This is a genomic window from Candidatus Kaiserbacteria bacterium (assembly GCA_016699245.1).
Taxonomy (GTDB): domain Bacteria; phylum Patescibacteriota; class Minisyncoccia; order Phycocordibacterales; family UBA918; genus Damh-18.
Map to the genome: position 1 here is coordinate 979,937 of CP064968.1, position 22,056 is coordinate 1,001,992.

Consider the following 22,056-nt stretch of genomic DNA (forward strand, 5'->3'; position numbering starts at 1 on the left):
TTGTGTTAAGTATGCGACATATATTCTCTAGCTTCATCTTACTTGGAGTGCTTACCCCAATTTTTTTTGCTACTGCAGCATTACCTTGGGGGAATTACGGATGGCTGGGACTCGCGACAGCTGATATGGGACCTAAGAGTCCCACTTGTCCTCCTGGTTCTACGCAGGAGGAGTATAAAGTTGTGAACCTTAATACAGGAGTTCCCATATCGGGGCTTACTGGAATTGTTGATGTGTACAATAAAGCAACAGGGGTGAAAATATACTCGACTACAAGCACAAGTTCTATACTTGGCCCCGTATGTTACAATCCTTTTAATCATAATGTTAACGTGATTGTCAACGGGGGTAGTTCATACTACGATTTTGATAATTATTATAACTGGGAAACTCCAGCTTCAGTACCAACAACAAGACGTATGCAATCAACGGTGTGGCTCACACCAACGGCAGGCTCACCACAAAAGGAGTATAGGCACTTTAGTCCAATCGGCGGTGCAACATCAACCAGTCCAATTTATACTATTGATACAACACGTATACCGAATTTGCTTGGGGCCAACGCTTTTCACAGTGTTTTCTTTGCGATAGCAAAGTATGATGAAGGTACGGGCCTGTGGCCTGATGTTTTCACTCAAAAGTTTCCTTTGAGTGGAGGTGTAGGAATTAAAACAATTCCCCGACAAACATTACCGGGTGACGGTTATTACGAGTTTTATTACTACCTATATCTTAATGGTCAGTCGAGTGCTGTCCCGGGTTTTACTTCTCTTCATCAACCCACTTCAGGACACTCTGGTCATGTTGAGTCATTTGCATACGATAAAACTCCGCCAGGAGTGACGTCGATTAACCATACACCTCTATCGGTGTCTGATACTGATACGGTTGAAATTACTGGAATAACAGAAGACCTTTTGGCTGGCGTCGTTGAAATAATTCTCTATTTGGACGGTGCTGTTCTGAAAACGTGTTCATGGGGCACACCAGGTATAGGTGGTGTCAATAGTGCCCAGTGTGTTGCAGATGCAGGTACCTTTGCAGCAGGGACTACACACGAATATTACCTTGTAAGTACAGATGCAGCGGGTGTAGTATCCACAAGCGTGACAAAGTCATTTACAGTTGTTGGAACACCGCTTCCTAATATTGTCGTATCCTCAGTTTCACCGATAAATGCGTTTTCAGTAGCGGATGCGGTACCGAACGTTCTCTTCTCAGGTACTGTCCAAAACATAGGTACAACTTTTGTAGCAGAGGGTGGTTGGGCTGACCTGGAAATTGATTGGGATTCCGATGGAGGCAGTATGGGTACCGGAGGAGACACATTTGACAACAACTATAGCGCCTTTGGTGGTTTGAAGTTGGGTGCGTTTGCACTCCTTGATCAAAAAGTGATAACGCATGATGTGCTTAATCCGCCTGTTGGAACGCACCGGTATCGCTTTACTGCAGATGTTGCCAATGAACTTACTGAATCTGATGAAAATGATAATCACTCAGCGTGGAGAACATTTACTGTGGAAACTCCATTAAATCAATGCACAGGAACAACCCCTACTTCTGCACAGGCATGCTCGGCTACGTTACCAGTGGGCTCAGTGCCTTACGCGGTCGTGGACAGATGTTCTGATCTAACCAATCCTTCAATGTGCATGTATGAGTGTGTCTCTGGATATGTTAAGGATGCTGGTGGTACATGTATAGTTCTCAATCAATGCACAGGAACAACCCCTACTTCTGCACAGGCATGCTCGGCTACGTTACCAGTGGGCTCAGTGCCTTACGCGGTCGTGGACAGATGTTCTGATCTAACCAATCCTTCAATGTGCATGTATGAGTGTGTATCTGGATATGTTAAGGATGCTGGTGGTACATGTATAGTTCTCAATCAATGCACAGGAACAACCCCTACTTCTGCACAGGCATGCTCGGCTACACCGCCAAGTGGCTTTGCACCATACATGGTCGTGGACAAATGTTCTGATTGGGCGAGTCCTTCGATGTGCATCTATGAGTGCTTGGCAGGGTATATTAAAGATGGAGGTGGCGTATGTCAGCTCACGCAGTGTAACGATGGGATTGATAACTCAGATACAGAAGATGTACTCATCGATATGGCCGATGCAGGGTGTGCAAACATAAATGATGATGACGAATCAGACTTTGCACCGGTGCTTACGGCACCATCACGAGTGGTGGATGAAGGAGACCCAATTACCCTTTCATGGGATACCAATAACGGCAATGAATCACTATGTACCCTTGTGGGGCCTGGAATTGTGGGGAATCCGCTTTCTCCATCGACTGGCGACCCTGAGTTAGGAAATTACACAGTAAATATATATGGACTCAGTATTTATACACTCACCTGTGGTGCGCAAAGTGTTAAACTAAAAATCGAGCTTACTCCAAGAGGGTGGGATAGTTAGGAATGACTGTTATCATAAAACCCTCCGTAGCGTCGCTGCGGAGGGTTTTATGATTATTTGCTATTCTCCCTTTGATGTACTAATCGGTGACGTACTTGCCTCCTGTTGTGCCCCCATCTCATTAATCTTTTGTTCAAGGCGCTCTACGCCATCACCGATGTCTGCAAGTTGTTCTTGCATGCGGGTGGTGAGTGAGTACGTAAAAAAAGCGAAACCAACGACGGTAATCCACGCAATGTAGGGAAAGTACTTCGATGACTCAATTGAATTATTCATATACGTACAGTATACAGTACCGCCACCTAGCTTTGTATACATACTGTTGAGGATTATAGTACATGAAAATTGAAACGTGCATTGAGTATGAAGCTCAAAGTGCCGATAACACCTGCCACGAGAGTGCGGCTCACTACGAGTGGTAGTGCAAAGGTGTCAACAAGGAGTGTTGTACTGTATGCGATACCCGTACCTGCAGCGAGTGCAACAAGGATAAAGAAAAAGTATCCACGAAGTGGTCGAGTAGTGGTACCAGCAAATGCCCAGTGATAAGAGATGCTGTAGTTGATGCTGATGGCAATAAGGAATCCGATAAAGATTGTGCCAAAAAGTGGCAGGGGAGTGTACGTGGTAAGTGTATACACAATGAGAAGGTCGAATAGATAGGTACCCACACCCACTACACCGTAGCGGTATCCGCGAAGAAAGAGATTGTGGAGAAACGGAGACATTACTTCGAGTGTATCACAGGAGGATGACCATGCCCGTGCTCCATGTTATGATGCAAATATGATTGACCCTAAAGAGTATTTTAAAGATAAAAAGATAACAGTAATGGGCTTGGGCCTTCTTGGTCGGGGAGTGGGCGACACCGCTTTTTTGGCAGAGTGTGGGGCCGATATTATTGTGACTGACATGAAGTCGGGTGAGCAACTTGCGGAATCACTTGAGAAACTGGCTATATACTCCAATATCACCTATGCGCTCGGCGGGCACAAAGACGCAGACTTTCTTGGACGAGATATGATTCTGAAAGCAGCCGGTGTGCCACTTGATTCTTCATTCGTCGCACTCGCGCGAAAAGATGACGCAGAAATTGCGATGAGTGGGGCGCTCTTTGCTAAACTTTCAGGAATTCCAGTTATTGGCGTGACGGGTACACGAGGGAAATCGACAGTAACCCATATGATTCACCATGTGCTTTCACACGTGACTGAGGGTACTCCAGTACTGCTTGGGGGTAATGTGCGAGGCGTTTCTAATTTGCAGTTGCTCAAGGAGGTAACTGAAGACTCGATTGCAGTAATGGAGCTTGACTCATGGCAGTTGCAGGGCTTTGGGGAACTCAGTTTCAGTCCTCAGATATCGGTCTTTACCAATTTCATGGAGGACCACATGAATTATTATAAAGGAAACATGGGAGCGTATTTTGCTGACAAGGCAAATATTTTTATGTATCAAGATGAGCCGGATACGTTGGTAACGACGCAAGAAGTCCTAAATAGTGCAGAAGTGTTTGCCCGAGAAAAAGGTTTTGAGTTGGTACAGGACATACGACTTGTTGATGCGTCAATCCTTCCCGATGATTGTCTCCTTACGATGCCGGGCGAGCATAATCGCCTCAATGCAGCACTTGCACTTGAAGCACTTAAAGCAACAGGGCTTACCGACGATGAGATTTTTGAGGGACTCACCACATTCCCTGGGGTACCAGGAAGACTTGAGTATTTGGGAGAAATAAAAGGAGTAAAAATATACAATGACAACAATGCGACGACACCGACTGCGGTAGTGCGAGGAATTGAGGCGGTAGCCAATCCGACAACAGGCGTAAAGAACGTGATTCTTATTTGTGGCGGCGCATATAAAGACGTAGACCCCAATGTGCTTGTGGTGCCAATCGAAAAATATTGCAAGCAGGTGATATTCCTTCCGGGAACAGGAACCGACAAACTCATAGAATCCCTCGACACTATTCCGGTTAACCGGAATAGTGTCGAGGGTGTGACGGGGATTGAGATGCTTGAAAGTGCGGTGAAAGCCGGCCTCGCCGTAGGCGAGGCCGGTGATGTATTTCTCTTTTCTCCGGGCTTCGCTTCTTTTGGCTTGTTTGTGAATGAGTACGAGCGCAACGACCAGTTTGTTGAGATAATAAAGTCGTATGAAACTGAGTGATATTCAAAAAGTACATTTTGTGGGTATTGGGGGTATTGGTATGTCGGCGTTAGCACGACTTTTTCTTCATGAGAAAAAGCAGGTGAGTGGCTCTGATCGCACGGTGTCAGATATCATCCGTGCACTCAGTGAAGAAGGTGTACAGATTTTTGATGAGCAGCGAGAGAGTAATGTAACTCCCGATATTGACCTTCTTATATATACCGAAGCAATGTCCCATGACCATGAGGAGCTTAAGCGCGCTCGCGCACTTGGGATCATCACTATCAATTATTTTGATGCACTTGGCATGGTGGCTAACGAATACTACCTCATTGCGGTTGCGGGGAGTCACGGGAAGACCACCACCACCGCGATGCTTATTGATATTTTTGAAGCAGCGGGCTTTGATCCGAGTGGCGTCGTGGGTTCACTTCGCGCAAAGACCAAAAGCAACTATCGCGCGGGGAAGAGTAAGTATTTTATTGTCGAGGCGTGTGAGTACAAACGTGATTTTCTTTCGCTCACGCCCGATATCCTCGTGATTACAAATCTGGAGCATGAGCACGTTGATTACTACAAAAACCTTGGCGAAGTGCAACAAGCTTTTCGAGAATTTGCATGTCAGGTGAGAGAAGGCGGTGTCGTGATTGTAAATTTTAGCGGTGAAAATATCGCACCAATTCTAGAGAGTGTCACGGTGTCGGTGCAGGACTATGGAAAGTATTTTGACCCACTCCTTTCGCTTATGGTGCCAGGGATACACAACCAGATGAATGCTGCCGCTGCGATAGCAGCGGCGGAGTATGTCGGCATCTCACGAGATGTCGCAAAAGCGGCACTCACCAAGTTTGTGGGTACGTGGCGACGATTTGAATACAAAGGTGAAGTGCAGGGAGCAAAAGTATACGACGATTATGGACACCACCCCACTGAAATTGCAGCGACGCTTCAGGGCGCTCGGGAATTGTATCCCGACAAAAAAATCACCCTTGTGTTCCAGTCGCATACGTACTCACGCACGAATGAACTTTTTGATGACTTTGTAAGTGCACTGAGCAATGCAGACGAGGTGTATATATTACCTATTTATGCAGCCCGCGAAGAAAATGAAAGCGGGGTCTCGCATACACTGCTTTCCGAGGCGGTTGCTAAAGGTGGGGTGTCTATCCATGCGCACGATTCCTTTGAAACAGTTGTAAAAGAACTCAAGGCACACATAGGCACACATGATGTCGTCCTCGTCATGGGTGCAGGGGACATTACGCATCTCGCCACACAACTTGTATCATGAATGGATTACTTTCAGTCGTCGCAACACCAATAGGGAACATGGAGGATATTACCTTGCGGGCTATTCGCGTGCTCAAAGAGGCAGACTACGTGCTGTGTGAAGATACACGTGTGACGGGAAATCTTTGTAAGCATCATGGTATTGAAACGAAGTTGAAGCGCTATGACGCACATGCGAGTGAGAAAGTGCATGGTGATATTTTGCGTGATTTAGGAGAAGGGAAGCACATTGCTCTCGTGAGTGATGCGGGGACACCTGGCGTGAGCGACCCTGGGGTACTTTTGGTTGCGCGAGTACGCTCCGCGGGTGTGCGAATAGACGCTATCCCAGGAGCATCAGCGATCACGGCACTCTTTTCTATTGCAGGAGTGACGGGAAATAGTTTTGTATTTCTTGGATTTGTACCACTTAAAAAGGGTCGGCAAACTTTTTTCAAAAGTTTGCCGGAGTACACCACCCCTGTCATGTTCTATGAGGCACCACATCGAATTATGAAAACACTTACATCACTCGCGGAGGAACTTCCTGAAACTGCGCAGGTAATCATTGGACGTGAACTCACCAAGATGTTTGAAGAGGTAGTGACGGGAACGCCAAAGGAAGTACTCCAGTATTTTACTGATCACCCCGACCATGTCCGCGGGGAGTTTGTGGTCCTTTTGACACAATAAAGAATTCTGCTCTCAGTTGTTCACACCAACTAAGTTTTTAGGGTTTTCCACACTTTCGCGCACTTAAGTCGAGTGCGCTATACTATTTATATGTCTAAAGAAACATTGGTTTTTGCAATCGGAATATTGGTCTTTTTCGTCCCCTTTGTCGGGGTGCCGACTGAATGGAAGGAGTGGTTCCTTATGGGGGCGGGTGTGGTGCTTATGATAGTGGGCTACGCACTCCGTCGCAAAGCGTTTTTTCAATCACTTGAACATGAGAGCGGAGAGCGACGAGCCGATGTATTTGTGGAAAGTAAGTCGGTGGTATCACTACCGGTCAGCGAAAAAGTTGATGAAGTATAGTCTATGAAAATTGCATCGATTGTAGGAGTATCAGGAATTGCATTTGTTCTTGCTTCGTATGTTGCATTGCCTCGCCTCACTGCGGTGGAATACGCACCGCACGCTACCGAAGTAGCGAGAGCAACAAAAGAAGAAAAGAGAGTAGTCGAAGAAATACCCCCTGATACGCGTGAGGTCATATCGCATGTACCACTCCCACCCGCGGTGAAAGCAATCTACATGACGTCGTGTGTGGCAGGGACTCCTTCTTTTCGAGAGAAACTCTTGGCGCTCATTCGTGAGACTGAAATAAATGCAGTGGTGATAGACGTAAAGGATTTTTCTGGGACGATTTCATTTCCACCGATTGCGCCTGAATGGCGCCCTGCGTGGGACGCAGCACAATGTGGTGCAACAGACATGAAAGCATTGGTGGCGGAGCTTCATGAACAGGGAGTGTTTGTTATTGCACGCCTCACGGTGTTTCAAGACCCTTTTTATGCAAAGACACACCCTGAACTTGCTGTTTCAAAAGCGTCTGACGGCTCGGTGTGGAAAGACAGGAAAGGACTTTCTTTTATTGATGTGGGCTCTCGCCCCTTTTGGGACCATATCATCACCCTTTCGCGCGACACGTACAACATAGGTTTTGACGAAATCAACTATGACTACGTGCGCTATCCTTCAGACGGTAATATGCAGGATATTGCCTTTCCACAAAGTATGCAGAGCCAGTACAAAGGTGATAAGCAAGCAAATCTTGAAGCATTCTTTCAATATCTCAATGAAAAACTGGATGACGAAACACTCTTTGCTGATGTGCGCCATGAAAATACGGGGCGCGCATCCACAACACCATATACTTCTGCAGACCTCTTTGGTATGACGACCACGAACACCGATGACCTCTCTATCGGGCAAGTGCTCGAACGCGCTGCCGCGCATTTTGATTTTGTTGCGCCAATGGTGTATCCGTCTCATTACCCCAACTCATTCCTTGGACTCGGTAACCCAAACGACCATCCATACAAGGTGGTGCACTATGCGATGCAGAGTGGGGCAAACAGAATGGTTGCAACTACCACGGCGGTGGCTGGATTTGCGCATACTCGGATTGGTACCTCGACACCTGCACAATATACAAAACCCGCCTATTCTCCCGATAAACTTCGCACCTGGATTCAAGATTTCGACTATGGTGGTGACTATGATGCAATTGACGTACGCAATCAGATTCAAGCAAGTTACGACGCTGGCGTACACTCATGGATGATATGGGCGCCAAGTAATATCTATACCCGAGGTGCACTCAATGATGAGTAGTGGATGCTTGCCCCGTACTCACATGTGTAGTACTGGGGCCTGCCCCGTACAAAGGTGAAGCATGAACCTTTCGTACTGGGGATATGGGCGCCAAGTAATATTTATACCCGAGATGCATTGAGTGATGCGTAGTTTGTGAGCAAACATCATTCTCAATGTTTTGTTTTGCTATACTATACGCATGGCATTTGATCCGAATAAAATAACGTTCTTTGCAAAGACAGATGCACGGGGGAAAAACGTGCAGTTTGGTATTAAGGCGAAGGATAGACAGCGCCATGTCTATGTTATTGGAAAGACAGGAATGGGAAAATCCACCTTGCTCGAAAATATGGCAGTGCAGGATATTTTGAATGGGGAAGGACTTGCCTTCATTGACCCACATGGCTCTGCAGCGGAGACACTTCTTAAATACATCCCTGAGCATCGCATCAATGATGTGCTCTACTTCGCACCATTTGATACCGAGCATCCTGTGTCGTTTAATATTATGGAGGATGTGGGTCCTGATAAGCGACATCTCGTGGTGTCGGGGCTTATGTCAGTCTTTAAAAAGATTTGGATTGACGCGTGGTCTGCACGCATGGAGTATATTCTCCAAAATACCCTCATGGCGCTTCTTGAGTACCCTGGCTCCACCCTCCTCGGGGTCAATCGCATGCTTTCGGACAAGGATTATCGAAACTTGGTAGTGGCAAATGTGAAAGACCCTGGTGTGAAATCGTTTTGGGTGGATGAGTTTGCAAAATATAATGAGCGGTACATGCAGGAAGCGGGCGATGCGATTAAAAACAAGATTGGACAATTTACCGCAAACCCTATCATTCGTAATATCATTGGCCAACCAAAATCCTCTTTTGATATTCGCGAGATGATGGACAATAAAAAGATTCTTATCATGAATCTTTCAAAGGGACTCATTGGAGAGAGCAATGCAAACCTCCTCGGCTCAATGCTTACGACGCGTATCTACCTCGCCGCAATGAGTCGTGCCGACCTCTCACCTGAAAAAATGCGCGAGATGCCCAATTTTTATTTCTTTGTGGATGAATTTCAGTCCTTTGCGAATGCAACGTTTGCTAACATTCTTTCTGAGGCACGTAAGTACCATTTGAATCTTACGATTGCCCATCAATACATTACGCAAATGGAAGAGGAGGTGCGGGATGCGGTGTTTGGCAACGTAGGAACAATTGTTTCTTTTCGTGTGGGACCACTCGATGCAGAGTTTCTTGAGACCATCTTCACTCCACAATTTCTTGCGACCGATATTGTAAATCTGGGATTTGCGCAGGTGTACATGAGTCTCATGATTGACGGTATTGGTTCCCAGCCTTTTTCTGCAGTGACGCTCCCACCAATAGCGCCGCCAGTAGTCTCGTGCCGTGATATGGCGATTGCCGCAAGTCGCGCACAATTTTCAAAAGTCCGCGCACAGGTAGAAGAAGATATTCATAAATTTCATGAACGTGTGGAGGTGCCAAAGAAAGAAGAGAGAAGGGAACGTCCCGCGACTGCACCTCTTACGCCACGCCCCCCACGCATCGACGAACAGCCTCGTACTGAAGTTCGGCCAGTGACCTCTCGAGTATCTCGAGAACCAGAAACTCCCCGTCCCCCTGTACATGAAGCTGTGGCCTCGGGAGTAGAGGCCCCTAAGCCGGTTGTAGTAGAAATTCCTCCTCCAGAAACGCCTGTGGCGCCTGTAGTAGCACGTGAGGAGCCGAAGGCATCAGTATCAAGAAACAGCGGTGTACCCGAGCGCAATGAGCGCCTGGAGCGTACAAAACCACCACAACAAAAACGTGCGCCACAACAGGTGGGTGATTTGCGTTCCGTGCTCAAAAAGATTGTAGAGTCTCCTGAAGTGTCGGGAGAGAAACGAAATGGTACATCCGCAAAACCTGGCAGTGAGCAAAATCGCAGCGATTTGAAAGCAGCACTGAGCACTGTGCTTGCGCACACATTTCCCCAAGCAACACCTGCCACACCAGAAGTGGCGCCGAGAGAGCAAACACCCGCCGCGATGTCTGTGCCAGAAGTTCCATTTACCCCCCTCACGACACCTATACCAGCATCTACACCCGCACCCACATTCATCTTCGCACCTAAACCTGCGTCACCTGCACCTGCTCCCTCAGAATCCAAAATGCCAACCCCCAAAGAACTCGAGCGCATGATGCGTGTCACCACAAGTGATAAGCCCCCTCTCGGTTAGAAATCCCGCTCATAATACAATGTTGCACATTCAGTGAATGGGATTTTGGTTTGCAATTTAGAGGGCGTACGGTACAGTGAGTGATAGTACAGTTCATCGTACACTGTTTTTCATACCTGATATGGAAGGAGAGCGTCATGTGTAGCAAAAAAGTGGTACTAGCAAAGGCCAGTCTCACCGATGGAGAGTTTCGGGACTTTTTGATTGATCTTCAGCACTCATTATGCAGTCAGTTTACTGAAGTGTACCACACCTCTATCGAAGTTGGCTGGATAGAAATAGAAGTGTGTAGCAACGGGAATCTTCCTCGTGAGGTCGCAAAAAACCTACTCAAGGAAAGTCTTACGAGTAGTGGTGGCGGGCTCAATATTGAGGGTTGGGGAAAGGTTGTCCAAATTGTTGATTAATTCTTTCATCCACAAGCCCCGATGTACTACGTGCATCGGGGCTCTCTTGTATACAAAACACCCCATACAAAGAAGTAACATTCTGTATCAATTTTTGGTACTATACGATGATGCAAACAAATGATTCAGATCAAAAACTCATAGTAGTAATCGGAGGGGCGGGTTTACCCGCCCCGACCACGTGCACGAGCATCTACACGAAATTAACCACAATAGTATATGGAACCAATTAAACTTGCTTTAGTGACGGGAGGGGCGGGATTCATTGGTTCACACCTCTGTGAGCGGCTCGTGGCAGATGGGCACAAGGTGATTTCGCTCGATAATTACTTTGCAGGCAGAAAAGAGAATCATGTGGAGGGTGTTGAGTATCGAGAGGGACATACAAAAGACATTGCATTACTCGTCCCTGAAACTCCCGATATTATTTATCACCTTGGTGAGTATTCTCGTGTCGCGAAAAGTCTTGAGGAACCAGATGTGGTATTTGATTTGAATATTGCGGGCACCTTTGGGGTGCTTGAGTTTTGGCGAAAGGCACAGTGCAAACTGGTATACGCAGGATCATCGACAAAGCACGTGGAGGCCCGCGAAGACGGCGTCACTGGTCGCGACCTCGCTCCCTATACCTGGATGAAGGCGGCTAATACGGAGTTGGTAGTAAACTACGGCCATTGGTACGCGCTTCCATACGCTATTGTGTATTTTTATAATGTCTACGGCCCACGAGAGCGTACTATTCTGGACTACGGCACGGTGATAGAGACATGGAGACAACGTATGCTCGAAGGAAAACCACTCATGGTCCGCGAGCCGGGCACTCAAGAGCGCGCCTTTACCCATGTGCTCGACACCGTGGAAGGGATTGTGCTCGTCGGTGAGAAAGGGGATGGAGATAACTTTGGTATTGGTAGTGATGAGCATTTTTCTTTACTTGAAGTCGCGGAGATGTTTGGGGGTGTAATTGAAATGCTTCCACAAACACAATCATCCCGCACATCACCCGATGTTGATGCAGGGAAAGTTCGAGAACTTGGTTGGGTACCTACACATCATCTCCCTGACTATATCAAGGAGACTAAAAGTAATTTATGAAAAAGATTCTTATTTTTTCACTCGACTATTTACCGGGAACTATCTCGGGGGCGGAGGCGGCGATTGAGGAAATTACGAAGCGCATTAGTCCCGAGGAGATAGAGTTCCATATGGTGACGCTCTACTATGATAGCGCTGTTCCGCGGGTGGGGAAGATTGGGAATGTACTCATTCATCGCGTAGGATTTTTTGGAAAGCCCCATGCGTCACTTGAGGAACGACGGCAATTTCCTCTCCATTACAACAAACACTTTTTCCAGTTTGCAGCAGGCATCAAAGCGTATTTTTTGCACAGGAAATATCACTATGATGGCGCATGGGCAGTAATGGCACACGGAACGGGTGTACCGGTATCGATTTTTAATCTGCTCACCAAGGTACCATACGCGCTCACCCTTCAAGAAGGAGATCCACCTGAGTACATCGAGCGAATTATGAAACCGGTGTGGTCACTCTTTAAACGCGCGTTTACACATGCGACGGTAGTGCAGCCAATATCAGCATTTCTCGGCGCATGGGCAAGACGTATGGGCTACAGGGGTGATACTCAAATCATACGGAATGGTGCAAACCCAGAGTCGATTAAACCGACATTTGACCTCTCTGAGGTTGAGACACTAAAACAAAAACTTGGTAAAAAAGAGGGGGATATTTTTCTCATGAACACCGCACGGCTTGTACACCAGAAAGGCTTTGATACCACTATCCACGCGCTTACCCTTTTGCCTGCGCATATTAAACTCCTTGTCGTGGGAGGTGGTCCTGATGAGGGGATGCTTAAAAGCCTGGCGGAGGAACTCGGTCTCGGTGAGCGGGTGATTTTCACCGGACAGATAGACCGAAGCGAAGTGACAAAGTACCGTTTCGCAGGAGATATTTTTGTGGGTCCGTCACGTTCGGAAGGGCTCGGAAACGCATTTCTTTCTGCGATGGCGTGCAGGCTTCCGGTGGTCGCAACACAGGTGGGGGGTATTGCCGATTTTCTTTTTGATGCAAAACGCGATCCTGAGAAAGGAACGACAGGGTGGGCAGTAGACCCAGAGAGTCATGAGCAGATCGCAGAAGCAGTGCATGAGATTCTCGCGCACCCAGAAAAAGTACGCGACGTGACGGAACGCGCTAGAGAAATGGTTGTAGCAGAATACGATTGGGATATTGTCGCAAAGCGCATGCAACGCGAAGTGTTTGAAAAGATTACGGAGTGATTTAGTGGAGTCCTTGCTGGCGTTTTTTCTCATCATCACTCCGAAGAGAATCACGGAGATTTTTGTATGCATCAATGCGTTCCATAGGGACAGGGGTTTCACTCAGTACGTGTGTGAGTACGTCATTCCAAAATGTCACACGCGCTTCGTTCAGTGTACGCAAATTACCTTCTGCGTGTGCTAAGGTACGGACGTAAAACCATATGAGTTCTGTGAGTCGATAGATACGCATCATGCGAAGTGAAATAGATTCCTCTAGCGTACGATTGACGCGTACATACTCGGTGAGTGCGCTCGCAAGTGGGGGATTATAGAGCTCCATAAAGTTGATGAAACGTGCCCAGCCTTCATATTTATTTCCGAAGGTAAGTGAGGAGTGGTCGAGAAGATATATTGCATTTTTATTGATGCGAATATTGTGCGGTACAAAGTCGGTATGGGTGAGAAAATCTGCATATTGCTCGATAGTCTGTACCCCCTCTGCGAGTTGATGTCGTGCAACTGCCAAGTTTGTATGCACATCGACTGCTTCCGGTATGATCATGTGAAGATTGGTCACAAAGATGCCAAAGTTTTCTAGGTATGTTTCTCCAGTACGAATATCAAACACATTCTGTATCAGTTGGTGATGCTTCCAGGTGGTTGCATGGGTACCTTCCTGTGCTTTGAATGCACGCAGTGCAAAGTCAAACTGTGCTTCAGTAGTACGCTCAAGGAAGGATTGTTCCTGCGTGATAAATTCCTGGACTGCAATAGTCATGTCTAGATTATTAAGAAAGAGTATCTCTTTCGGTGAAAGAAACACCTCTGCGGCAAAGTCTATTTCTTTAAGAATCTCACGACATTCACGCTCATGACGCAGTTCTTCTCTTCCGTGCGCGTCACGCGAGGCTTTAATGACTACCTGCACACCTTCTCCCGTTGTTCCGAGGAGGATCACTTTCTTGCCACTTGTGGTGGTGACGGCTTGCATAAGAAAGCGTTCACCTTTGATATGTGGCTGCGTATCAGTGAGGGTAATGTTGTGGTGAAGGAGAATCGGTGTTATCACCTTGATTTCATTTTTGCAATACTCTTCCCAGGATTCTTTGGTCATATGTGGGAAGTAATAGACGTGATTAATGAAGTGATGTGTTTTTCCCAAGACGCTTCGTATGCAAGGAAGGCGCTCTGTGGGTACTCATGAAACGGATGGATTTCTGGACGTATGTCTGGATTGTGGATGCATATACATTTTTGGGAAAGCTTTGGGTCCTGAATGAGTGTCTCTATTTCGGGTGGAATATTTTCGGGAGTGATGAGAAGATGCACGCGACGCATCGCGACAATAAGTATCATGCGAAAGAGTCTGTTGTGCACCGCATGGGTAAGTGCAACTGAATCTCCCAGACGTAGTACACTCGGTATGTGTGAAAATAATGAGACGAATGTAAATGGCACTTCTACAGAAGGACCGTTTTGCAGATAGACCACGTCCGTTTCTTTCAGTAGTGTACGGAGTTTCCAGGCAAAGATACTCATGCGTATGGGTGCGGGGAATCGTTTTTCGACGGTTACTATTGCTACCCCTGACACAATTTCTGGAATGTGACTGTACGCAAGTATGGTGATGGTGTGTGCGCCGTCGAGTCGCGTCGCAAGTTCCTTTACGTAGGGTGCGGGCCCGGCGATGTCAGGCGGATAGAGTGGAGTGACGAGTAAGATACGCATATGGTACTACTATAACAGTCTTTGAGTATGTTCAAAAACCTCATATACTGCGTTGCACTGCACTCGAAAACGTTCATCGTATATTGAATTCCTTAACAGGAACTGTCCACTCATTGGGTCTTTTGCTTCATTTCATTCGCAAAAGTCCTCAATGAGTCTTGCGAAGTGATATTAAATCACTTCTCACGCCTCACATTTTCTCGTTTGTGCGCCTTGTCTATGAGGTTTTTTAATCATACTCTGCTTTAGTTGTACAAGGTTTTGGAAGAAAAAGGTATACATGGACACAATATTTTGGCCGTATTAGTATGGGTGTATGGAATCAGCACTCATTCTCGATGGAAATCTGAAAAGCGCGCTCGCCTCAGTACGGTCGCTTGGTGGGCGAGGAATCACGGTGAGTGTTGGCGCAACACGGAGTACCGGTATGGCACTTCATTCTCGTTTTGCAACCGCAGTGTTCACCTACCCTTCGCCCTACACTCATCAGGAGGGTTTTATAGAAGCAGTGAAGAGAGAAGCACTCCGCCTTGGTGGGCAGCCAGTGGTATATGCATTTAGTGATGCAACATGGCTTTCTTTGTATGCATACCGTGAAGCACTTGCTTCGCATATGACCCTCATTTTCCCCAGTGAGACTTCTGTCGACATTGCGTTCGATAAAGCAGCGACGTATTCGCTCGCACATATTTCGGGAGTCCACACCATTCCTACACAGGCCCCAGTGACTCATGAGGAAATTCTTCATCTGAGTCAAAGCGTTGAGTACCCCGTTGTGGTGAAGTCGCGGAGAAGTGTGACGTGGAAGGATGGGGTAGGGATTTTTGGTACGGCATCATTTGCGCAAAATGCTATGGCACTTGTGTCACAGTTTGAAAAAATTACGCAAGAAAGCGGCGAGTCGCCACTCATTCAGACCTGCATCTTTGGTGAGGAATATGGTGTTGAGATGCTCGCGCATAAAGGGAAACCTTTTGTGCTTGCCATGCACCACAGACTTCGTTCACTCTCACCAACGGGCGGCGCGTCAGTCCTCAAAGAGACTATTGGAGAAGGAGATTTGTATCATGAATTACGAGGTTATGCCGAAGTGCTCGTTAAAAAATTAGCATGGTCCGGACCAATTATGGTGGAGTTTAAAGTTGATGGCGATACACGCAAACCCTACCTTATGGAAATCAATGGACGCTTCTGGGGCTCACTCCCACTTTCGATGGCTGCGGGTGCGGACATGCCGTACCAATACTTTATATATGCAACAACAGGGAAGGTGCCTTCACAAATAGCATATGCGCGCGAAGGTGTGGTGTCCAATCACCGTATGGGGGACATAATGCACCTTCTTCGCGTACTTTTTAAGCGTGATGCGATGCGTTCACTCTTGTATCCGAAGCGTACGAGTGCACTTCAGAGTTTCTGTGCACTCCCCAAAGGCACCGTGTCCGACGTATGGTCCCTCCACGACCCCAAACCCGCCCTCATGGAAATCATAGATATCTTCAAGAAACTTTTCCCTTCAAAATAATTTTCCCCATTTACCGTATATGTAACAGGTGTACAATATACGGTAAATGGGGGGAGGTGGTGTGTGTGGGTGTGTTTGGGGAGTATTTTGGGTGTTTAGGAATAGTTGTATTATCTTTCGTCTTCTTGGAAATGACGGTATACTCGTTCTATGGAACTTACGGGTATTATGCATTGTCATGCATCGTATTCATACGATGCACAGATGTCTCTGTTGGAGATTAAAGCATTGTGTCAAAAAAAAGGTATTCAGTTTGTGTGTATGACGGAGCATACCGATGAACTTACTCCCGAACGTGCGGCGGATTTTGTGCGTGAGTGCGGGGTGCTTTCTGATGACACGTTTCTCTTTATTCCGGGGTTTGAAGTGCCTTTCATGAAGGCACATATTCTTATGATAGGCGAACGCACATTTTCGGGTACGTATGCAGGCACCATAGACGCTCTTAAAAAGTGGACGAGCACGGCGCCCTTTGTGGTGCTTGCACACCCGGTACGGAATCACTTTGAGGTACGCGACGCGCTTCTTGAGGAGATAGACGCTCTTGAAGTATGGAACCAGCAGTACGAAGGGAAACGTGTACCACGCACGCGCTCGCTTCGGCTCTTTGATACCCTTCGTCTTAAAAAACCGGCGCTCGTTGCGACGGGTGGTGTGGATTTTCATCGTGCACCACATTTTGGTGCTCCATTCATTACACTCAATGCCACAGTTTTCAGTGAGTTTGATATTTTAGAAAAACTTAAGATTGGTGCATTCCGCATCCATTCTGATGAAGCGTCGCTCTATGGCGTACTCCCGAATGCTCCAGCACTCATCAGTCTCTATAGATGGAAAAGTCTCCGTTCGGTGTGGATTATTACTGTGGGAAAATGGGTGAATGCACTTCTCGCACAGTTGGGTATTCGCTTTCCCAAGCAACTCACCCAGTTCGTTCGCTCGCGTGTGTAGTGATGTCGTGCATATGAGCGCTCTCCATGCCGTATCGCTTTTGTAGTGTGCAGAAATGGCGGAGAATTTCCTCAAGATTTTTGAAGTTTTCATCTTGGTTGATACCCATGTTGTGTGGATGCCACCAGAGGTGAAATATTTCTCCGTGCTTTGCTGCATGGGTCATACTCTTTTTAATGCGACGCAAGCGTAACCATTCAAAGAAGCGAAGGGAGGGCATAAAGGGACGGAAGAAACGACTCGAAGGAATGTTGTATAGTCCATATACATCGGGATAGGGAAGTGGATAGGTGTGGTGTCCACTCACGTTGAAATAGTGATCGAGAAGGCGTGTACCGCGAATGAGCAGTGACTGCGCAGATTCTTTGCGCGGTGCATAGAGCACATGTGCTTCGTTACCACGATATGCGGTGATACCACGCTCTGCGCACGTATAGAGTGCTTCATGGCTCGCTTGGTTGCGCGGGAATACAATGGAGGTAGCGGTGATGCCATATGTCGCGGCGATGGCTTCAAACGCTTCCATGTCGCGTAGAAAAAGCGATGCATCGTTCTCATACCCATCGATGCAGTAGTAATGCGAGAAGGTGTGGTTACCAAACTCTTGATGCGGTGTCTCTATAATCATCTGAACAAAAGTGGAGCCAAAGTGATATTGGTCAATGACTTCATCTTCTCCAATATGCGCAGTCTCAATGTATTCATATGAGGAAGCGCGCATGTCGGTATACTGTGGGCGAAGTTCCTTAGGAGGAATGAGTGAGAGGAGTTCTTTCTTTGTGCGCGCCATGAGCATCCCTACTCCTGCCCAGGTCGCGTGGATGCCGTATTTTGTAAAGAGTGCGAGGGTGCGTGGAATAGCGGTGCGCTCACCTTTAATACGCGCACCGTATTCTTCGAGCGTCGTCTTATCAAACATCCCCCAGAAAAGTTCCAAGTCGATAGATACTACAAAAAAACCGTGTTTTTCCTCCATATCCTGTAACTATACCTGTAGGAGGGCTGTTTTAAAAGAGGTTATTCAGGCATACTATTTTTATGAAGATTCTTATTGCAACAGGACTCTATACACCTGACATCGGTGGCCCTGCAACATACACGCGTTTCCTGGAGCGGGTGCTTCCCGCGCGCGGTTTTTCTCTTACGGTCGTTTCATTTGGCGAAGTGAGACATCTACCAAAAATAATTCGACATCTTGCCTACCTTTGGAAACTTTTGCGTGCGGGGTGGGAAGTGGATGTTATCTATGCACTTGATACGGTGAGTGTGGGTCTGCCTGCGACTATTGCAAGTATCATACTCAGGACACCACTCTATGTGCGTGTGCCAGGGGACTATGCCTGGGAGCAGGGGCAACAGCGTTTTGGTGTAACGAGCACGCTTGACGAGTTTCAGCACGAGTGTACGCGCCACTCTAAAGAGGTGCGCGCACTTGTATTCATCCAAGCGTGGGTAGTGCATCACGCAACACGTGTGGTGGTGCCGAGTGAGTATATGCGAAGTCTCGTGATGGGATGGGAAATAGCTTCAGAGAAAATCATTCGCGTATATAGTGCGCTTAGCCCCATTATACTTTCTGAGACACGAGAGTCACTTCGTCAAAAATATAACTACACGGGAGTGGTGGTGACTACCGCAGCACGTTTGGTGCCGTGGAAAGGGATTGTGGGGCTTTGTGAGGCTGTCCTTGCTCAGAGAGGACAAGGAATGAATGTCTCTCTAGAAATCATCGGGGATGGTGTTCTACGAGATGCACTCGAAGTATTTATCAAAAAACACAATGCATATACGTATATAACGCTTCGCGGAAGTGTGGGAAAACAGGAACTATGGGAACGGGTGAAGGCATCAGATGTGTTCGTGCTCAATACCGCATATGAAGGTCTCTCGCACCAACTCCTTGAAGTGATGAATATTGGCACACCAATTATTACGACACCAGTAGGTGGAAACGTGGAGTTAATTACTCATGGGAAAGAGGGACTCCTCGTGGCACATAATGATGTGCAGGCGATTGGAGAAGCTATTACACGTCTCACGAATGACACACTTCTTTGCGAGCACATAACGCGCGCGGCGCGTACAAAGGTTGGGCAGTTTCGCGAAGTGGTGATTGCCGAAGAAGTAGTCCGATTATTTTCATAGTATATGCATGTACTTACCATTAGTCTGGGAAGAAATATTCTTCGAGAAGGACGCGAGCAAGAGCGAATGAAACTCTATGCGGCGCACCTCTCGCAACTTTCTATTATTGTGCTCACGCGAAAGGAACATGGATATACCGATGTGGTAGAGGAAGGGAATCTTCATGTGTACCCTACCAATTCTCGTAATCGCTTCATGATGCTCGTGGATGCCTTTCGTATTGGATTTCGAGTTTTGCGTGTGAAAGACACTGATACTGCGCGTGTAGTTTCTGCGCAAGACCCGCTCCTCATTGGGTGGTTTGCATGGGTGCTTTCTCAAGTGTGTGATGCACATTTTCATGTGCAGGTGCATGGAGATTATTTTGGAAGCGGGTGGAGTGGACGCTCGCCTGTCAAGCGCATTCAACTATTTCTTGCTTTGTTACTGCTTCGGCGTGCGCCGTTTATCCGTGTCGTTTCAAAGCGTATCAAAGACTCGCTTACACAACGTGGTATTCCTGCAAAGAAAATCACGGTGTTGCCTATCCGCCCGGAACTTGAGGCATTTCTTCCGTATACGCATGTGGTGCGCACCACACCCCCGTACACGTTTCTTTTTATAGGGCGCCTCGCGCCGGAGAAAGATATTCTCCGAATCGTGCGTGCATTTGCACTCGTACACCGAGAGCATCCCCTGACGCACCTCCGTATTGTGGGTGAGGGAAGCGAGCGAGCGCGTATTCTTGGACTCGTGACATCGCTTGGGGTACGTGACGCAATCACACTTCTTCCATGGACTGATGCGGTAGGAAAAGAAATGGCAGAAGCAGACATATTTCTTCTTGCATCGCTCCACGAAGCATATGCACTTACCCTTGTCGAAGCAATGGCAGTTGGACTTCCCCTCATTACCACTGACGTGGGGTGTGTTGGCGAGGTGGTACAGGACGGGATCCACGGACTCGTCGTGCATGAAATGGATGATGAGGCGTATGCTGAGGCGATGATACATATGATACGGGATACTGCTTTTCGCACGCAGTGTGGTACAAACGGAAAAGAAACTGCGCGAGCGCTTAGTGAATCCACGGCAGAGGAATACGCAAAAGCGTGGGTAACCGCATTAAAGCCGGTCTCGTAGCGGGTATACTATCTACATGTCAAATCAGGAAGACGATACACTCAATCCATCAAAACGTGCTGCTTCGCACCTCAATACGATACTCGATGCATCAGCTGATGTATCGGACGAGGTGGTGATTGTTGATGAGCGTGTTGCGGAGCGCGTGCGTGTGCGTGCCGAGGAGGCAGCAATACCAGAACCTGAAGAGGAAATTGTACCCGAACTTCCTTCGGTGAAACTTACCGAAGCACGCAAGGAGGAGTCGGTCTTGGTACATACGGAGATACGTCAGTCTACTCGATTGCTTCTTATCACCAAGGATATCCATGTCCGCGATGAGGGAAGTGAAATACACAGACGCATCACCGATTTACGAAATCGATTTTTGGAGATTCATATTGTACTTATTAATAGTGTGGACCCTGATTCCGACATCGATACCGATACTGCAACAGAGCGCCTTTTTGAAAATGTATGGCTCTATCCCACTAATTCATCAGCACCATGGAAATGGTGGTTTCAGGCGTATAGTATTATAAAATCGCAGCTTGAGTTTAGTGGTGGTTTCAGGGCAGATATTGTGATTGCTGATGATCCGGCTGTGGCGGGTATGGTGGGGTGGTATGTGAGTCGGAAATATAAACGACCCTTTCTCCTGCATGTACAAGAAGACTTTTTTGATAAGGAATTTGTCGGTACAATGAAGTACCCTGGTTTCTATGATTGGTGTGTGGCGTATGTTCTTGAACATGCCACACATGTGCGTACCGACACTGAAGAACAACGCCTTGCGGTAATTCACGAACGACCTGAATTAGAAAATACCGTAGAAGGGCTTCCTCAGTACTACCCTCTCGACTTATGGAAAGACTTTCAACCCACTGCTACACTTCGCGAATTCTACCCGCAGTTTAAATTTACCATGCTCCATGTGTCCACGATGCACACGAATTCACGCACCGCTTCGGTTATTGCGGGTGCAGCCCGCATCATGCATCGATACCCGGCACTGGGTTTGATAATCGCGGGGAATGGCCCGCTCCGCGCACAGTTGGAAGCAAATGTGATTGCGCTTGGTATCCAAAAGCAGGTTGAGTTTCTCCCCATGCCCGAAGAAATACTTTCCTATATCACGTCAACAAATTTGTGTGTACATATGTCTGAAGATCCAGGAGATGATGAGTTTCTTCTCAAAGCAGCAATGGCTAAGGTACCACTCGTTGCAAATGCACAAGGGCTTGGTGGAAAAATATTTGTGGAAGGCGAGTCTGCGTGTCTCTGTGAGCCCGGGGATGTAAAGTGCATTGCTGATGGTATTAATCGCTATTTGAATGAAAATCAAACCCGTACACATTTCGCATTAAATGCATTTGAGGCAACACTCGACCGTGTCGAACAAAACTATGGTGCATACCTTGAGGCATACGCGCTCAGCATAGAACGCTGTATGGTTGAATCAAATAAAGCTGCATAAGATTTTCATAGAACGTTTTGACATTTT

At 47.2% G+C, this 22,056-nt stretch carries 20 protein-coding genes; 15 read left to right on the forward strand and 5 right to left on the reverse strand.

The window, feature by feature from the left end; translation table 11 throughout:
* Positions 1-11: 11 nt before the first annotated feature.
* The gene (locus IPH92_05060) at positions 12-2,432 is read left to right on the forward strand and encodes a hypothetical protein (protein QQR64889.1); all 2,421 of its coding nucleotides are present in this window, start codon (positions 12-14) and stop codon (positions 2,430-2,432) included.
* A gap of 60 nt (positions 2,433-2,492) precedes the next feature.
* Here the strand turns inward: IPH92_05060 and IPH92_05065 are convergent, their stop codons facing one another.
* Both IPH92_05065 and IPH92_05070 read right to left on the reverse strand, forming a co-directional pair.
* Positions 2,493-2,708, reverse strand: coding sequence for a hypothetical protein (locus IPH92_05065; protein ID QQR64890.1), 216 nt, complete (start codon positions 2,706-2,708; stop codon positions 2,493-2,495).
* Positions 2,709-2,761: 53 nt separating this feature from the next.
* Complete coding sequence (locus IPH92_05070; protein QQR64891.1) at positions 2,762-3,160, reverse strand: GtrA family protein; 399 nt, start codon at positions 3,158-3,160, stop codon at positions 2,762-2,764.
* A 58-nt stretch (positions 3,161-3,218) separates the two neighbouring features.
* On the opposite strand from IPH92_05070, the gene murD reads away from it, so the two are divergent.
* From murD to IPH92_05115, 9 genes are all read left to right on the forward strand, one after another.
* Positions 3,219-4,604, forward strand: coding sequence for a UDP-N-acetylmuramoyl-L-alanine--D-glutamate ligase (murD, locus tag IPH92_05075; GenBank protein QQR64892.1), 1,386 nt, complete (start codon positions 3,219-3,221; stop codon positions 4,602-4,604).
* Complete coding sequence (locus IPH92_05080) at positions 4,591-5,877, forward strand: UDP-N-acetylmuramate--L-alanine ligase (protein QQR64893.1); 1,287 nt, start codon at positions 4,591-4,593, stop codon at positions 5,875-5,877. The genes murD and IPH92_05080 overlap by 14 nt, the downstream gene beginning before the upstream one ends.
* Positions 5,874-6,548 carry a 16S rRNA (cytidine(1402)-2'-O)-methyltransferase gene (gene rsmI / locus IPH92_05085; protein QQR64894.1) on the forward strand — a complete coding sequence of 225 codons (675 nt, stop codon included), beginning with the start codon at positions 5,874-5,876 and terminating at the stop codon, positions 6,546-6,548. The genes IPH92_05080 and rsmI overlap by 4 nt, the downstream gene beginning before the upstream one ends.
* 90 nt (positions 6,549-6,638) lie before the next feature.
* Positions 6,639-6,893 carry a hypothetical protein gene (locus IPH92_05090; protein QQR64895.1) on the forward strand — a complete coding sequence of 85 codons (255 nt, stop codon included), beginning with the start codon at positions 6,639-6,641 and terminating at the stop codon, positions 6,891-6,893.
* Between the two features lie 3 nt (positions 6,894-6,896).
* Complete coding sequence (locus IPH92_05095) at positions 6,897-8,195, forward strand: hypothetical protein (GenBank protein ID QQR64896.1); 1,299 nt, start codon at positions 6,897-6,899, stop codon at positions 8,193-8,195.
* A 181-nt stretch (positions 8,196-8,376) separates the two neighbouring features.
* On the forward strand, positions 8,377-10,413 hold the full coding sequence (locus IPH92_05100) for a type IV secretion system DNA-binding domain-containing protein (protein QQR64897.1): 2,037 nt from the start codon (positions 8,377-8,379) through the stop codon (positions 10,411-10,413).
* 137 nt (positions 10,414-10,550) lie between these two features.
* Positions 10,551-10,820 carry a hypothetical protein gene (locus IPH92_05105; protein ID QQR64898.1) on the forward strand — a complete coding sequence of 90 codons (270 nt, stop codon included), beginning with the start codon at positions 10,551-10,553 and terminating at the stop codon, positions 10,818-10,820.
* Positions 10,821-11,048: 228 nt separating this feature from the next.
* Positions 11,049-11,915, forward strand: a complete 867-nt coding sequence (locus IPH92_05110) for an NAD-dependent epimerase/dehydratase family protein (protein ID QQR65458.1) — start codon at positions 11,049-11,051, stop codon at positions 11,913-11,915.
* Positions 11,912-13,120 carry a glycosyltransferase gene (locus IPH92_05115; GenBank protein ID QQR64899.1) on the forward strand — a complete coding sequence of 403 codons (1,209 nt, stop codon included), beginning with the start codon at positions 11,912-11,914 and terminating at the stop codon, positions 13,118-13,120. The genes IPH92_05110 and IPH92_05115 overlap by 4 nt, the downstream gene beginning before the upstream one ends.
* 1 nt (position 13,121) lies before the next feature.
* Here the strand turns inward: IPH92_05115 and IPH92_05120 are convergent, their stop codons facing one another.
* Both IPH92_05120 and IPH92_05125 read right to left on the reverse strand, forming a co-directional pair.
* Positions 13,122-14,216, reverse strand: coding sequence for a hypothetical protein (locus IPH92_05120; protein ID QQR64900.1), 1,095 nt, complete (start codon positions 14,214-14,216; stop codon positions 13,122-13,124).
* Complete coding sequence (locus IPH92_05125) at positions 14,213-14,830, reverse strand: hypothetical protein (GenBank protein QQR64901.1); 618 nt, start codon at positions 14,828-14,830, stop codon at positions 14,213-14,215. Before IPH92_05125 ends, IPH92_05120 begins: the two co-directional genes overlap by 4 nt.
* Positions 14,831-15,146: 316 nt before the next feature.
* On the opposite strand from IPH92_05125, the gene IPH92_05130 reads away from it, so the two are divergent.
* A complete protein-coding gene (locus IPH92_05130) occupies positions 15,147-16,355 on the forward strand; it encodes an ATP-grasp domain-containing protein (protein ID QQR64902.1) in 1,209 nt (402 codons plus the stop codon).
* Positions 16,356-16,505: 150 nt separating this feature from the next.
* Entirely contained in the window at positions 16,506-17,306 is an 801-nt protein-coding gene (locus tag IPH92_05135) for a PHP domain-containing protein (GenBank protein QQR64903.1), read from the forward strand.
* On the opposite strand, the gene IPH92_05140 is transcribed toward IPH92_05135, so the two are convergent.
* Positions 17,278-18,282: a polysaccharide deacetylase family protein gene (locus IPH92_05140; GenBank protein QQR64904.1), complete on the reverse strand. Its 1,005-nt coding sequence runs from the start codon at positions 18,280-18,282 to the stop codon at positions 17,278-17,280. The two genes, IPH92_05135 and IPH92_05140, sit on opposite strands and share 29 nt — an antisense overlap.
* A gap of 62 nt (positions 18,283-18,344) precedes the next feature.
* Between IPH92_05140 and IPH92_05145 the strand changes: the two genes are divergently transcribed.
* From IPH92_05145 to IPH92_05155, 3 genes are read left to right on the forward strand one after another with little or no spacing between them, the layout of a single operon-like run.
* Positions 18,345-19,451, forward strand: coding sequence for a glycosyltransferase family 4 protein (locus tag IPH92_05145; protein QQR64905.1), 1,107 nt, complete (start codon positions 18,345-18,347; stop codon positions 19,449-19,451).
* 3 nt (positions 19,452-19,454) lie between these two features.
* Complete coding sequence (locus IPH92_05150) at positions 19,455-20,573, forward strand: glycosyltransferase family 4 protein (GenBank protein QQR64906.1); 1,119 nt, start codon at positions 19,455-19,457, stop codon at positions 20,571-20,573.
* Positions 20,574-20,589: 16 nt separating this feature from the next.
* Positions 20,590-22,029: a glycosyltransferase gene (locus tag IPH92_05155; GenBank protein QQR64907.1), complete on the forward strand. Its 1,440-nt coding sequence runs from the start codon at positions 20,590-20,592 to the stop codon at positions 22,027-22,029.
* Positions 22,030-22,056 lie beyond the last annotated feature (27 nt).